The following is a 15,969-nucleotide window of genomic DNA, read 5'->3' on the forward strand; positions in this document are numbered from 1 at the left end:
TAAAATTAAAACAGCTATAAAAACAGTAAAGAAAATAATATCACGAACCCTATTTGGGTTGATTTTACTTGTGCTGGCATTGGCTATCATACTTTCTTTACCTGTTGTTCAAACTCAGATTGCCAATTATGTCACTAATTCTTTAAACGAAGATTATAAAGTTAATATCAGTGTAGAAAAAACGGCGATTAATATTTTTGGAGGTGTTAAACTTAAAAATGTGATGATTTTAGATCATCATAAAAACACACTGATTTATTCTGATATTATTACAACTGATATTGCAAGTCTTAGCCGATTACTTGACGGCGACTTAATTTTTGGAGATTTGCGTCTGACAGGCTTAATCTTTAATCTGAAAACCTATAAAGGTGAAGACGAGAATAATATCAATAAATTTATTAAAGCGTTTGAGGTTGAAAATACACCAAAGAAAAAATCTACCAAACATTTTCTATTAACTGCTAAAAATGCATACATCGAAAAAGGAAGATTTTCTGTTGTCGATGAAAATAAAACTACGCCTAAGTTTTTAGATTTCACGAAATTAAATGCCTACATAAGCGATTTTAAACTTTACGGACCAGAAGTTAATACAACAATTCATAGGTTTTCTTTTATGGATCATCGCGGTTTGTATGTTTCTAATTTTGCGGGTAAATTTAGTTATACCAAAAAGCAAATTAAGGTAGAAAATCTGGCTGTTAAAACAAAAAGATCTTCTCTTTATGGTATTGCGATATTAAATTATAAACCAGAAGATTTTCTGGATTTTACAGATAAAGTAAGATTTAATGTTGTTTTAGATTCTGCATCAATTGCTACCAACGATATTCGCCATTTTTATGACGGATTGGGTAAAAATCAGCATTTTAAAATCAAAACCAAATTAAATGGTCCGCTTAATGATTTAACTCTTACTAAATTAAGATTGAGCGATACAAACGGATCGAAAATTAATGGAACCATAAACTTTAAAAATCTTTTAGGCAGTAAAACCCAGAAATTTTACATGGACGGAAAGTTTGATAAACTGCTTTCTAGTTATGATGATTTAGTGATTTTGCTTCCAGAAATTTTGGGCAAAAAACTTCCAAAAGAACTTAAAAGAATTGGAAAATTTAATATTGTCGGAAAAGCTAAAGTTTCTACAACTGCCTTAGAAACCGATTTTAAAATGGCGACTGATTTAGGAAACGGAAAAGTCGATCTGCATCTGAATAATATGGACTTTATTGATAAAGCTTCTTATTCGGGAAATATTGTGCTGGATAATTTTAATGTCGGAGCAGTTTTAGGAAGAAAAGACGTAGGGAGAACAACCTTAAATCTTGATGTTGAAGGAGTTGGTTTTACAGAGAAATACTTGAATACCATAGTAAAAGGAGATATTTCTAAGTTGGATTATAATAAATACACTTATAATAATATTGTTGTAAACGGAAATTTTAAACTTCCTTATTACAAAGGACAAATTGCTATAAATGATCCGAATCTGAATTTAACTTTTGATGGTTTGTTAGATTTAAGCAAAAAAGAAAATCGATATGATTTTCACATTAACGTAGAAAATTCAGATTTAAGAAAGCTTAAGTTTGTTGGAGATTCTATTTCTAAATTTAGAGGAGATGTTGAAGTTCAGTTAACCGGGAATTCAATTGAAAATCTTCAAGGAAATATTTATATCAAAGACACAGAATATCAGAATCCAAAAGCAACTTATGTTTTTGATGAAGTAAATATCAATTCAAACTTTGATGCCGAAAGAATTAGAACAATTACAATTAGTTCAAATGATGTCGTGGATGGAAAAATCGTTGGTAAATTTAGATTTGACCAATTAGACAAACTGGTAATGAATTCCGTTGGTAGTTTATATACCAATTATAAACCTTATAAAGTTAGAAAAGGGCAGTTTTTAAGATTCAATTTCCGTGTTTACGATAAAGTTGTCGAAATGCTTTATCCAGAAATTAATATTGACTCGTCAACAGTTGTAAGAGGGAAAATCGATTCTGATCTTCAGGAATTTAAATTTAGATTCAGATCTAAAAAAATTACAGCGGCTAAAAACACATTTGACAATATTCGTGTAAATGTTGATAATAAAAATCCGCTTTACAATGCTTATGTTGAGCTAGATAGCATCAAAACGCCTTATTATAAGATTCGAGATTTCAATTTAATTAATGTTACTTCTAAAGATACGCTTTTTGTTCGTTCTGAATTTAAAGGAGGAAATCAAGGCGAGGATTATTTCAATTTAGATTTATATCATACTATTGATAAGAATAAAAATAATATTGTCGGAATCAAGAAATCGGAAATGAAATTTAAAGACTATATATGGTATTTAAATGAAGAAGCAGGACCAGATAATCAGATTGTTTTTGATCAGTTTTTCAAGAATTTCACATTTGATAATATTGTTTTATCTCACGAAAATCAGAAAATTGATTTGAATGGAGTTATGAAAGGAAGTGATTATAAAGATCTCGAGCTCAATTTTGAAGATGTTGATATCAATAAAATTACACCTTTAAATTCCAAATTTGTATTTGATGGTAACCTAAACGGAAGAGTCAATTATAAGCAGAATAAAAATGTTTATCAGCCAACGGCATCTATTAAAATTGATCATCTTGTGTTGAATAAAACAGAATTAGGTACACTTAATTTTGATATTTCTGGAGACGAAACTTTTAGAAAGTTTACTGTTAATTCTTCTATACAAAATGGTTTTACAGAATCTTTTAGAGCTAACGGAACTTTTGCTGTAGAAAATAAAGAAACAATCATGGATATGAATCTGAAATTGGAAGGATTCAATCTAGCAACTTTAGGAACGATTGGCGGCGATGTGCTGTCTAATATTAGAGGTTCGGTTTCTGGAAATGCATCTGTAGTTGGAAACTTGAAAAAACCAGAAATCAATGGACGTTTGTATGTAGAAAAGGCAGGTATGACAATTCCGTATCTTAATACAGATTATGAATTAAGCGATCGAACTGTAATTGATTTGACGAATGAAAAGTTTTTATTTAGAAATAATCAGTTAACAGACACGAAATACGGAACAAAAGGTTTGCTTAATGGAAGTATTGAGCATAAGAATTTTGGCGATTGGAAACTGGATTTGAACATAACTTCTAAACGCTTATTGGCTTTAGATACTAAAGATAGTGATGATGCGGCCTATTTCGGAACAGCGTTCATAAACGGATCGGCTAGTATAAGAGGTCCTGTTGAAGGTTTGTTTATAAAAGTAGACGCTAAATCTGAAAAAGGCACAGAGGTTAAGATACCTATTAATAATGTGCAAAGTGTTGGAGAAAGCAGTTGGATTCATTTTGTTACGCCACAGGAAAAATATAATCTAGCGAATGGAATTGAAGAAAAAACTAAAAACTATAACGGACTTGAACTTGAATTTGATTTTGATATCACGCCAGACGCCGAAGTAGAAGTTATTCTGGATCGAAATTCTGGCCATGGAATGAAAGGAAAAGGATATGGATCTCTTTTGTTTAAAATTAATACTCTAGGTAAATTTAATATGTGGGGAGATTTCCAGGCATACGAAGGGACTTATAATTTCAAATACGGTGGACTTATCGATAAAAAGTTTGCGGTTAAAAAAGGAGGTTCAATCATTTGGGAAGGAAACCCGATGCGTGCTCAGTTAAATTTAGAAGCAGTTTATAAAACGCAAGCCAATCCGGCTGTGCTTTTGGATAATACTTCTTCATTCAATAAAAAAGTTCCTGTAGAAGTAGTTATCGGATTAAGAGGAGATTTGGCAAGTCCAGAGCCTAACTTTGATATTCAGTTTCCATCTGTTAGTAATGTCTTGAAATCTGAAATTCAATATAAATTAGATGATAAAGATATACGTCAGACGCAAGCGTTGTATTTATTGTCAACAGGTTCGTTTATGAGTACAGACGGATTTAGTCAAGGCGATTTCTCTGGAACATTAACAGAAACGGCGTCGAGTTTATTAGGAGGAATTATAAAATCGGATAATGATAAGGTAAATATTGATTTAAATTATATTGCTGCCGACAGAAGAACAGGGCAGGAAGTAGATGGTCAGTTTGTAGCGAATATTTCTTCTCAGGTAAATGAGCGAATTACGATTAATGGAAAGGTTGGAGTTCCGGTTGGAGGGGTTAATGAATCTGCAATTGTCGGAGATATTGAAATTTTGTATCGTGTAAATGAAGATGGAACAATGAATCTTCGATTATTTAATAAAGAAAATGATATTAATTATATAGGGCAAGGAATTGGATATACGCAAGGAGTCGGTGTTTCTTATGAAGTGGATTTTGATACTTTTAGCGAGCTTGTAAACAAGCTGTTTAAAAAACAAAAAATCGAGCGTGCTTCTAAAACCTCAGATGATCTTCAAGATTCTTATTTAAATCCAGATTATGTGAATTTTACAAGCAAGAAAGAATCGGAGAAAAATAAAAAGAAAGCTGAGAAAGAGGAAGAGAAAAAGAAAAAAGAAGAGGAGAAGAAGAAAAAAGAAGAACCAGCAAATAATCAAGGTTTAATTCCTGATAATGATTATTAACAATTTGTTAAAAAAAGATATTTATAAAACCATTATTCTCATAATGGTTTTTTTTGTGCTAAATTTAGGCCCACTTTAAGGATTTTTCATGTGAGAGAAAAATTCTAGTTTTATAACACTTCATTTGGGTATTGTTAATTTTTGACGATTTAATAAAAAAATAGCAATTTTTTATTTTTAATGAAATTTTTTCATAGAAAAAACTTATTAACGAAAACGTTTGAATTTAACAGATTTTATTAATTTATGATAATCGTAACCCGAAAAGTGCTTAATGTTTGCTAATTTTACACTTTAATACTTAAATAATGCCAAAAACAATAAAAAAAGTAGGTGTTCTTACCTCAGGAGGAGATTCACCTGGAATGAATGCTGCAATTCGAGCGGTTGTTCGTACTTGTGCATATCATAATATAGAATGCATCGGAATTTATAGAGGGTATCAAGGAATGATTGAAGGCGACTTCAAAGAAATGGGGCCTCGTAGTGTAAATAATATTGTAAACAAAGGCGGAACGATCTTAAAATCGGCTCGTTCAGTTGAGTTTAGAACTCCAGAAGGTAGAAAAAAAGCGCACGAAAATCTTGTAAAGGCAGGTATTGATGCTCTTGTTGTAATTGGTGGAGACGGTAGTTTTACAGGAGGTTTGATTTTTAATTCAGAATACGATTTTCCAGTAATGGGAATTCCAGGTACTATTGATAATGATATTTATGGTACAAGTTTTACTCTAGGGTACGACACGGCTTTAAATACTGTTGTTGATTGTATCGATAAAATTAGAGATACGGCAAGTTCACATAACCGTCTATTTTTTGTAGAGGTTATGGGTAGAGATGCTGGTCATATTGCTCTTAATGCTGGTATTGGTGCTGGAGCAGAAGAGATTCTTATTCCTGAAGAAGATTTAGGATTAGATCGTCTTTTAGATTCACTTCAAAAAAGTAAAGCTTCAGGAAAATCATCAAGTATTGTGGTGATTGCTGAAGGAGATAAAATTGGTAAAAACGTATTCGAACTAAAAGATTATGTTGAGGCAAATCTTCCAGAATACGATGTAAGGGTTTCTGTTTTAGGACACATGCAACGTGGTGGTTCTCCATCTTGTTTTGATCGTGTTTTAGCAAGCCGTTTAGGAATGAAAGCTGTAGAATCTTTATTAGAAGGAAAATCTAACTATATGGTTGGTTTAAAAGAAGATAAAGTGGTTTTAACTCCATTAGAGCAAGCTATTAAAGGAAAATCAGAAATTGATAGAGAATTATTAAGAGTGTCTGACATCATGTCAACATAATCAAAGATAAAAGTTTAAAAAGAAGAGAAGTTTATTGTGAGGAAATTAGACTTTGAAAATAGTGTAATAAAAACAAAAGCAAAAATTTAGTAAAATGTCAAAAGTAAAATTAGGAATAAACGGATTTGGACGTATCGGAAGAATCGTTTTTAGAGAATCTTTCAATAGAGATAATGTAGAAGTTGTTGCAATCAACGATTTATTAGATGTTGATCACTTAGCTTATTTATTAAAATATGATTCAGTTCACGGTCGTTTCGACGGAACTGTAGAAGTAAAAGAAGGAAAACTTTACGTAAACGGAAGAAATATCCGTATTACTGCAGAAAGAAATCCTGCTGACTTAAAATGGAACGAAGTTGATGTTGATGTAGTAGCAGAATGTACAGGTATCTTCACAACTATCGAAACTGCAAGCGAGCACTTAAAAGGAGGAGCTAAAAAAGTTATCATTTCTGCTCCTTCTGCTGACGCTCCAATGTTTGTAATGGGAGTAAACCATGAAACTGCAAAAGCTTCTGATTTAGTTGTTTCTAACGCTTCTTGTACTACAAACTGTTTAGCTCCTTTAGCTAAAGTTATCAATGATAACTTCGGAATTGTTGAAGGTTTAATGACTACTGTTCACGCAACTACTTCAACTCAAATGACAGCTGACGGACCTTCTAGAAAAGACTGGAGAGGTGGACGTGCTGCTGCAATCAACATCATTCCTTCTTCAACTGGTGCTGCAAAAGCGGTTGGAAAAGTAATTCCAGACTTAAATGGAAAATTAACAGGTATGGCTTTCCGTGTTCCTACAGCTGACGTTTCTACAGTAGATTTAACTGTAAAATTGGCTAAAGAAACTTCATACGAAGAAATTATGGCTGTATTGAAAAAATCTTCTGAAAACGAATTAAAAGGTATCTTAGGATATACTGAAGATGCTGTTGTTTCTCAAGATTTCATCTCTGACAAAAGAACATCTATCGTTGATGCTACTGCTGGAATTGGTTTGAACTCAACTTTCTTCAAATTAGTTTCTTGGTATGACAATGAGTACGGATACTCAAGCAAATTGATCGATTTATCTGTACATATTGCAGGTTTAAAATAATAATATATATTTTTGCAAAATCCCGTTACTACAATAACGGGATTTTCTTATTTTGTTACCTCTATAATTAATGTAAAAATCACACTTTTAAATTAAAAATAGAAAAAGCCTAATTCCAAAAACTAAACAAATGAAATTAATAGTTGACAGTGGATCTACTAAAGCCGATTGGATTGCGATAGATGATAATGGAAAAGTATTATTCACAACACAAACTTTAGGATTAAATCCTGAAATTCTTGATGGTCCGGAAATTATCGAAAGATTAAACGACCGTTTTGATATCTTACAAAACAAAAAAAATGCTACTCATTTATTCTTTTATGGTGCAGGATGTGGTACTGATAGAATGAAAACAGCATTATCTCAAATTTTCCAAGAGTATTTTACTAACGCTATTGTAGATGTTCAGGAAGATACTTACGCAGCGGTTTACGCAACAACTCCAAAAGGAGAAGAAGCAATTGTTTCTATATTAGGAACTGGTTCTAACTGTAGTTATTTTGATGGAAAGGTATTGCATCAAAAAGTACAGTCTTTAGGATATATTGTTATGGACGACTGTAGCGGTAACGTTTTTGGAAAAGAATTGATTAGAAAATACTACTTTAATAAAATGCCTAAAGAATTGGCTGTTGAACTTGAAAAAGAGTACGACGTTGATCCAGATTTTATTAAAAATAAATTATATAAAGAACCAAATCCAAATGCTTATTTAGCAACTTATGCTAAGTTTTTAATTAAACATAAGGATACGGAATTCTGTAGAAAAATTATCTTCAAAGGAATGAAATCTTTCGTTAAGAATTACATTAAGCAATTCGATAACTGCAAAGAGGTTCCTGTGCATTTTGTTGGTTCTATTGCATTTTATTTGAAAGACGAATTACAAGAAACTTTCAATAAATATGAACTTCAATTAGGAAATGTTTTAAGAAGACCTATTGATGGATTAATTGCATATCATGTCGCTAATCAATAGTTCTGATTTTATGGAAATTGCCATTATTGCTCATGATGGAAAAAAAGCTGATTTAATTGATTTTTTAATTAAAAATGAAGCTGTTTTACACAATGAAAAAATAAGATTAATTGGTACTGGTACTACTGGAGGTAAAGCTGAAGCTGCGGGTTTTAAAACTCAAAGAATGCTTTCTGGGCCTTTAGGAGGCGATGCACAAATTGCAGGAAGAGTGGCTGAAGGAATTACAAAAATGGTTTTCTTTTTTAAAGATCCTTTGTCAAGTCATCCGCACGAGGCAGATATTAATATGTTGATTCGTGTTTGCGATGTGCATAATGTGCCGCTGGCAACAAACGAAGCAACGGCACAATTATTACTAGATGCTATTGCACAGCAATTATAGATATTTCTACATTAACATTTTTTGGCAGACAAGCCACCTGAACCGTTTCACGTGCTGGAGCGGTTTTTTCGTTAAAATACGAACCATAAACCGTATTTATTGCTCCAAAGTTATTCATGTCCATGATGAAAATAGTTGACTTTACAACGTTCTCAAAAGTCATTCCTGCAGCTTCTAGGATTGCAGCAATGTTTTGCATAACTTGGTTAGTTTCGTCGTTAATATTGTCTGTAATCAATTCTCCTGATTCTGGATTAATTGCAATTTGTCCGGAAGCATAAAGTGTATTTCCAGATAAAACAGCTTGGTTGTAAGGTCCGATTGGAGCCGGAGCTTTCTCGGTAAAGATTATTTTTTTCATAATGAAAGTATTTTGATTCGAAAGTTTATCGATTAGAAACGCTTCGTTTGTTCCATTTAATGTCACTAAGCATACCAGATTTAATTCCGATAAAGAAGTTCCAGTTAGAATTTGTTCCTAAAGGCTGCCAGTTAAATGCCATTCTCCAGCTTAACAAATCTCTTTCAAAACGGAATTGAGTAAAAGTAACTCCTTTTTGTACAAAATCATAACCAGTAGAAATTCCACCTTTCCATTTTGGTGTAATGTCTGTGTTGACCGAAATCATAAGAGAGTTATTAGAGATTCTATTCTCTCGATTTATATTAGAGTATGTTAAAGAGTAAGCAAGCGTCATGTCAAAAGGGATTTTTGAGTTAAAAAACTCTGTTATCACATCTTCTTTTTCAGGTTCATTGGCAAATTGGCTATTTCGAGTGTCATTTAAATCGGTGTTTGTACCAAATAAATCATCACTTCGCCCACCATTCCGCTGACTTTGGGTATTCTTTTCTTTGTCGCCGGTTCCTTTGCTAGAAAACGAATAGTTTACCGTTACGTTTGCACTGGTCATTCTAAATAAACTTCCGCCGTTATCAATGTTGAATTTGTTTAGCTTGTTACCTCCATTATCAATCGCGTAAGGATCTAATGTTGCACCAAAGTTCATATTCATTTTGTTGTCAAAAAACTGCGTTCCACCACTTACTAATACAGGTTGCCAGCCAAAAGTTGTTTTTCCGTCTGCATTGAAATTATAGCTTGTACTGAAGTTTAAGTTATTTAACAGCATTATTTTTTTTGGTTCAGTTTTAGTACTGTCTTTGTCTCTTACTTTTGCTTCAAAAGTATTGCTCAAAGAAAAACCAACTACGTTAGAATTGTCTTTACCAGGCTGTCCAAAAAGACCGTTTTCAAATCTTGTATATTCAGAAGTGATTCTTCCGCTTGCATCAACCGCATAAGTATCATAATAACGCTCAAAACTTGGTGTATAAGCATAAGTTACACTTGGACGCATAACGTGTCTTATAGACTGAATTTTCTTGTCTTCGCCAAAATTGAAAGTTCCGTAAATGGTTGTTCCTAAGTTTGTGCTAAAATTGTAAGTTCTAAAAGAGTCAAAACCACCTACAGTTGAAGGTTCAGCTTGTCCTGTTGAAGGATCATAGCTTTTTTTGATTGTTTTATTTACCCAAGTCTCCTGATAAGTTGTCGATGCGCTTGCGCTAAAATATTTAAAAACCTTAAAGTTTGTACTAAGAGGAATTGTATGTTGCATTCCCATTTGGGCATCTTTAAACATCTGAGGCTTGAAAAACAAAGAATCTTTTGTTTTAAATTCATTTTTTCCGCTTACATTATATTGTAAGTTAATGTTTTTGATTATCCCTTTCTTAACGCCGTCTTTTCCAGCAAAAGGATAAATACGGTCTATACTTCCTTGCAATGTAGGAAGTGTCATAATGATATCTTCTGTTTGTGTATTTTGCTGGTGTGTTGCTGATAACGAAATACGTGATCCTGGAATAGTATTAAAAGTTTTATTGTATGAAATAGAAGAACTTAAAGTGTTGTTTAGGTTCGAACCAATATTGGCTTGATTAATAGATTGTTTAAAGTATTTACTACTACCCATATTTACCGACGCAGAAAAGGTTGAATTTGGGTTTGATTTTGTGTCTTTAGAATGCGACCACTGAATATTGTAAATGTTCTGTTTTGAGTAATCAGGATATCCACGTTCGCTGTTTATTAGATTTTCAAAACGTATATTTACATTTCCTCGATATTTGTATCTTGTTGCATATGAAGATTCAAATCGCATGGCGTAACTTCCGTTGGTGTAATAATCCCCAAGTACGGTTAAGTCATAATGATCGCTTAAAGCAAAATAATATCCACCATTTTGAAGAGAAAAACCTCTGGTGTTAGAATCATTATAACTAGGAATAATAATACCAGAAACACTTTTTTCCTGACTCATCGGAAAATAAGCAAAAGGCAGTGCTAAAGGTGTTGGCACGTCTGCAATTACCATGTTGGTTAAACCGGTAATTACTTTTTTTCCAGGAATAAATTTTACTTTACTGGTTTGGAAATAATATTCTGGATGATCAACATCTGTTGAAGTTGTAAAACGTGCTCCTCTTAAGAAATAAACAGAATCGTTTTCTTTTTTGGTGACTGCGGCTTTAATTTTAAATTCTCCCTGTTCGGTTCTAGAATTATAAATTAATGCTTTTTTTGTTTTGAAATTAAATCGAATTGAGTCGGGTTGAACTTCGCTTGAACCCTGTTTGAAATTAGGATATTGGACTAAAACCCCAGCAGAATCTTTTATTCTTCCCGCATAAACTTCGTCCTTTTCATAATTAAGAATAATGATACCCGATTTTAATTCTACATCTTTATAGTATAATTCGGCTTCATTATATAAAGTGATAAGTTTGTTTTTCTGATCAATTTTTGCATAATCTTTAGCTTTGTATTTTACTTTTCCATCCAAAAAAGTCTTTTTAGGTCTAACAGTGTCTAGCTTTATAGTATCGATTACGGGTTTGGATTCTTTATCTGTTTGTTTTACAGCAGGTAAAGACTTTTTTTTGTTTTTTATTTCTTGCGAATATAAATTACCACAACCTATAGTTAGGAAAAATGATATTAAAACGATATTAAATAAGTTTGTATGCAAAGGTTTAAATGCTATTTTTGTAAAATTATGGCTTGTTTTTTGACATGTCAAACTTACATATAATTTTTTGGCAAAAATAATCAATTCTGAAAATTATAACAGCTGCATTTTATTAAAATTAACTTTTAGATTTATGAATAGAATTAACAAATTTAAGGTAATATTTACTTTATTTCTAACAATCCTGTCTTTTTATGCTCATAGTCAGTCCAATGTGTTTAAGGTAACTTTGGATGCTGGACATGGCGATCATGACTTTGGAGCTGTTTATAGCGGCAGAATTGAAAAAAATATTGCTTTAGCGATTGTTCTAAAAGTGGGAAAGATTTTAGAGCTAAATCCGAATGTTAATGTAATTTATACCCGTAAAACAGACGTTTTTATCGATTTGGTCGAAAGAGCCAATATCGCAAATAGAGCCAATTCAAATATTTTTGTTTCTATACACTGTAATGCCAATAAAAATACAGCTGCCGACGGAACAGAAACTTATGTAATGGGTTTAAGTAAAGTTGCCTCAAACCTTGAAGCAGCAAAGAAAGAGAACTCTGTAATTACTTTAGAGAAAGATTATAAACGTAAATACGAAGGTTACGATCCTAATTCGCCAGAATCGATGATCGGTATGACATTGATGCAAGAAGAATATTTAGATAACAGTATTTCTTTAGCTACCAAAATTGAAGATAATTTTGAAAAATTAGGTAAAAAACTTCGTCAAGGCGGTGTGAAACAAGCACCTTTTATGGTACTTCATAAAGCATACATGCCTAGAGTTTTGGTTGAAACTGGATTTGTATCTAACCCAACAGAAGGTAATATTTTAAATTCTGAAGAAGGTCAGGATGATATTGCAAGAGCAATTGCAGAGGCAATCTTAAGTTATAAAAGAGAGTATTTTGGATCAGGAACCGAGTCAGACGACAGTCGGCCCATAAGAGATACTTCAAAACCAGTAAAGCCTAAAACAACCGCACCTGTTGCAGCGGTTAAAAATGCTCCTAAGGGAACCTTTTTTAAAGTGCAGCTGATAGCGAGTATTAAAAAAACGCCATTGGAACCTAAAAATTTTAAAGGGCTAAAAAATGTGACGATGTTATTTGAAAACAATATATATAAGTATTTCTACGAAGAAACTTCAAGTTACGAAACAGCGCAAAAATATTTGCAAGAAGCTAAAAGTAAAGGGTATGGCGCAGCATTTTTAGTGGCAACTAGAGATGGAGAAAAAATCAGTATTCAGGACGCAATTAAATAATAAGCCTAAGTTCGAATATTTATATTAATTTTGTACAAACACTTAGAATTTTGAAACTAACAAGAGAAATTAAAACGGCTATATTAGTCATCGCATCGATTTTATTATTTATTTGGGGTTATAGTTTTCTAAAAGGCAGAGATCTTTTTACAAATTATAAAACTTTATATGTTCAATATGATAATGTTGAAGATCTTTCACCTTCAGCGCCAGTTACACTTAACGGGCTTGCAATTGGTAAAGTAAGTAAAATCACTATAGATGAAGTAACAGGTAAATTATTAGTTGAACTTCAGTTAAAAACAGATTTTCCAATTTCTAAAACGAGCACTGCATCATTGTATTCTCCTAGTTTAATTGGAGGAAAGCAAATTAAAATTGTTCCGAATTTGGCTGACAAAGAATTAGCAGAAGACGGGCAGACTTTAGCTTCAAATGTAGAACTTGGATTAACGGAATCTTTAGGAGGGAAAATTGAGCCAATTCAGCAAAAGCTAGACAAAATGCTTGTAAATATTGATGTTTTAGTTACCGGACTAAACAATACTTTAGATAAGCAAACGCAAGAAAATTTGAAGAAAACAATTGCTGAGCTAAGTCAGACAATGGCGCAGTTTCATAAAGCTTCAGGCAGTTTAAATAATATTTTAGACACTAATAAAGGACAGATTAACGGAATGGTTTCTAACTTTAATAAAGCATCAAACAATTTCAATAAAATTTCTGATTCTTTAAACAAAGCTGATTTAGGGAAAACAGTTCGTAGTTTAAATCAAACTCTTGCCAAAGTTGACGGTTTAATGGCTAATTTAAATTCAGGAAAAGGTACTGCTGGAAAATTATTAAACGACGATGCTCTTTATAATAACTTAGCAAAAACATCTAAAGAGCTTGAATTGCTTTTACAAGATGTTCGTTTATATCCAACACGTTACGTAAATGTTTCTCTTTTTGGAAAGAAAAACAAGCCTTATGTGGCGCCAACTGAAGATACAAATTCAACTGATAAAAAATAATTGTAAATGAGTTATTTAGATAATATTTTGTTTGCCATACTTCTTGTAGTTGGTTTCGGTTTTTTTGCAGCGAGCGTAAAAAAGATCATCCGAAACATTAATTTGGGAGTAGATGTAGATCGAAAAGATAATCCTAAAGCTCGATGGGAAAACATGGCTTTGATTGCTCTTGGGCAATCAAGAATGGTGAGACGCCCTGTTGCAGGAATACTGCATATTTTTGTTTATGTGGGATTCATCATTATTAATATTGAATTACTTGAAATAATAATTGATGGGCTTTTCGGTACACACCGAATTTTTGCTCCGTATTTGGGAGTAGTTTATGATGTTTTAATTGCTTCGTTTGAAATATTAGCAATACTGGTTATTTTTGCGGTTACTGTTTTTTGGATCAGAAGAAATTTCATTAGATTGAAACGTTTTATTCACTCTGATTTAACTGGATTCCCAAAAAGCGATGCGAATTACATTTTGTATTTTGAAACTGTTTTGATGATTTTGTTTTTATTGATGAACGCTTCAGATTATCATTTGCAAAATGTTCCAGGAGGTGTTTTTCATAAAGCAGGAAGTTTTCCAATTAGTCAGTTTATCGCTCCGATTTTTAACGGAATGTCAAATGAATTGGTTGTGCTTTTATTTGAAGTTTTCTGGTGGTTGCATATTGCTGGAATTTTAGTTTTTATGAACTATTTATATTTCTCTAAACATTTGCATATTCTTTTGGCTTTCCCAAATACTTATTTTGCTAATTTAAAGCTAGAAGGGCAATTTGATAATTTAGCTTCTGTTACAAATGAAGTGAAGCTGATGATGGATCCAAATGCCGATCCGTTTGCAGCGGCACCGCCCGCAGATGAAAATGCTGCTCCAGCTAAATTTGGCGCAAGTGATGTTCAGGATTTAAACTGGGTTCAGTTATTAAATGCTTACACATGTACAGAATGTGGACGTTGTACTTCTTCTTGTCCGGCAAATCAAACGGGTAAAAAATTGTCTCCTCGTAAAATTATGATGGATACAAGAGATCGTTTGACGGAAGTAGGAAAAAATATTGACGCCAATAAAGGTGTTTTTGTTCCCGATAATAAATCACTTTTAAACGATTATATTACTCCAGAAGAATTATGGGCTTGTACATCTTGTAATGCTTGTGTAGAGGAATGTCCTGTAAATATTAGTCCGTTATCTATTATTATGGATATGCGTCGTTATCTGGTTATGGAACAAAGTGCTGCTCCAATGTCATTAAACGCGATGATGACTAATATTGAAAATAATGGTGCGCCTTGGCAGTATAGCCAGCAAGACCGTTTGAATTGGAAAAACGAGAATTAAGATTTATTGTTTATTCGGTTAGTTGTTTAACCGTTTAATCAATTTTAAAATAATACTTCGGTTTTTATAAAATTGTGATTTTGCTTTTAGCGATTAAACAATTCAACGATTAACCGATTAAACAAAGTGAGAGAGATGTCAGAAAGTTTAGTGGTGCCAACAATGGCAGAAATGCTTGCCGAAGGGAAACAACCAGAAGTTTTGTTTTGGGTAGGTTGCGCAGGAAGTTTTGATGATAGAGCAAAAAAAATTACTAAAGCGTTTGTGCGAATTTTGAATCGTACGAATGTTTCTTTTGCAGTTTTAGGTACAGAAGAAAGCTGTACTGGAGATCCTGCAAAAAGAGCTGGAAACGAATTTTTGTTTCAGATGCAGGCGATGATGAATATTGAAGTTCTGAATGCTTATGAAGCAAAGAAAATTGTAACAGCTTGTCCTCATTGTTTTAATACTTTAAAAAATGAATATCCTGAATTAGGAGGTAATTACGAAGTTATTCATCATACAGAATTTCTAAAATCATTAATTGATGATGGAAGATTAACTGTTGAAGGTGGACAATTTAAAGGTAAAAAAATTACTTTTCACGATCCTTGTTATTTAGGAAGAGCAAATAAAGTTTACGAAGCACCAAGAGATTTAATTGAGAAGTTAGACGTTGAATTAGTAGAAATGAAACGTTCTAAGGCAAATGGATTATGTTGCGGTGCAGGTGGAGCGCAAATGTTTAAAGATGCCGAACCTGGAAATAAAGAAGTGAACGTTCTTCGTACAGAAGATGCTCTAGAGGTTCAGCCAGATATTATTGCCGCAGGTTGTCCATTCTGTAATACGATGTTAACAGATGGAATTAAACACGCGCATAAAGAAGGTGAGATAAAAGTAATGGACGTTGCTGAGTTAATAGCAAATGCACAAGATTTGTAAAAAAAAGTTGCTAAGGTTTTTAAGTTCCTAAGATTCTAAGTTTTTGAAC

General features: G+C 32.6%; 11 protein-coding genes. 9 read left to right on the top strand and 2 right to left on the bottom strand.

Annotation, left to right across the window (positions count from 1 at the left end; all coding sequences use genetic code 11):
* Nucleotides 1-70: 70 nt before the first annotated feature.
* From P0R33_RS20265 to P0R33_RS20285, 5 genes are all read left to right on the top strand, one after another.
* On the top strand, nt 71-4,582 hold the full coding sequence (locus P0R33_RS20265) for a translocation/assembly module TamB domain-containing protein (RefSeq protein WP_276175675.1): 4,512 nt from the start codon (nt 71-73) through the stop codon (nt 4,580-4,582).
* 308 nt (nt 4,583-4,890) lie between these two features.
* Entirely contained in the window at nt 4,891-5,877 is a 987-nt protein-coding gene (gene pfkA / locus P0R33_RS20270; RefSeq protein WP_276172976.1) for a 6-phosphofructokinase, read from the top strand.
* A 94-nt stretch (nt 5,878-5,971) separates the two neighbouring features.
* Nucleotides 5,972-6,976 (top strand): type I glyceraldehyde-3-phosphate dehydrogenase, encoded by a 1,005-nt coding sequence (gap, locus tag P0R33_RS20275; protein ID WP_276172977.1) that lies wholly within the window; start codon nt 5,972-5,974, stop codon nt 6,974-6,976.
* A 130-nt stretch (nt 6,977-7,106) separates the two neighbouring features.
* Nucleotides 7,107-7,958 (top strand): N-acetylglucosamine kinase, encoded by an 852-nt coding sequence (locus P0R33_RS20280; protein ID WP_276172978.1) that lies wholly within the window; start codon nt 7,107-7,109, stop codon nt 7,956-7,958.
* Nucleotides 7,959-7,968: 10 nt separating this feature from the next.
* Nucleotides 7,969-8,343, top strand: a complete 375-nt coding sequence (locus tag P0R33_RS20285) for a methylglyoxal synthase (protein WP_111379227.1) — start codon at nt 7,969-7,971, stop codon at nt 8,341-8,343.
* On the opposite strand, the gene P0R33_RS20290 is transcribed toward P0R33_RS20285, so the two are convergent.
* Both P0R33_RS20290 and P0R33_RS20295 read right to left on the bottom strand, forming a co-directional pair.
* On the bottom strand, nt 8,324-8,704 hold the full coding sequence (locus tag P0R33_RS20290; RefSeq protein ID WP_276172979.1) for a RidA family protein: 381 nt from the start codon (nt 8,702-8,704) through the stop codon (nt 8,324-8,326). The two genes, P0R33_RS20285 and P0R33_RS20290, sit on opposite strands and share 20 nt — an antisense overlap.
* A 25-nt stretch (nt 8,705-8,729) precedes the next feature.
* A complete protein-coding gene (locus P0R33_RS20295; protein ID WP_276172980.1) occupies nt 8,730-11,429 on the bottom strand; it encodes a putative LPS assembly protein LptD in 2,700 nt (899 codons plus the stop codon).
* Nucleotides 11,430-11,511: 82 nt separating this feature from the next.
* Between P0R33_RS20295 and P0R33_RS20300 the strand changes: the two genes are divergently transcribed.
* From P0R33_RS20300 to P0R33_RS20315, 4 genes are all read left to right on the top strand, one after another.
* Nucleotides 11,512-12,636 (top strand): N-acetylmuramoyl-L-alanine amidase, encoded by a 1,125-nt coding sequence (locus P0R33_RS20300; protein ID WP_276172981.1) that lies wholly within the window; start codon nt 11,512-11,514, stop codon nt 12,634-12,636.
* A gap of 50 nt (nt 12,637-12,686) precedes the next feature.
* The gene (locus P0R33_RS20305) at nt 12,687-13,652 is read left to right on the top strand and encodes an MlaD family protein (protein WP_276172982.1); all 966 of its coding nucleotides are present in this window, start codon (nt 12,687-12,689) and stop codon (nt 13,650-13,652) included.
* A gap of 6 nt (nt 13,653-13,658) precedes the next feature.
* The gene (locus P0R33_RS20310) at nt 13,659-14,993 is read left to right on the top strand and encodes a (Fe-S)-binding protein (protein WP_276172983.1); all 1,335 of its coding nucleotides are present in this window, start codon (nt 13,659-13,661) and stop codon (nt 14,991-14,993) included.
* A 135-nt stretch (nt 14,994-15,128) separates the two neighbouring features.
* Nucleotides 15,129-15,920: a (Fe-S)-binding protein gene (locus P0R33_RS20315; protein ID WP_276172984.1), complete on the top strand. Its 792-nt coding sequence runs from the start codon at nt 15,129-15,131 to the stop codon at nt 15,918-15,920.
* Nucleotides 15,921-15,969 lie beyond the last annotated feature (49 nt).

The sequence above is a fragment of the Flavobacterium sp. YJ01 genome (genome assembly GCF_029320955.1).
Classification (GTDB): Bacteria; Bacteroidota; Bacteroidia; order Flavobacteriales; family Flavobacteriaceae; genus Flavobacterium.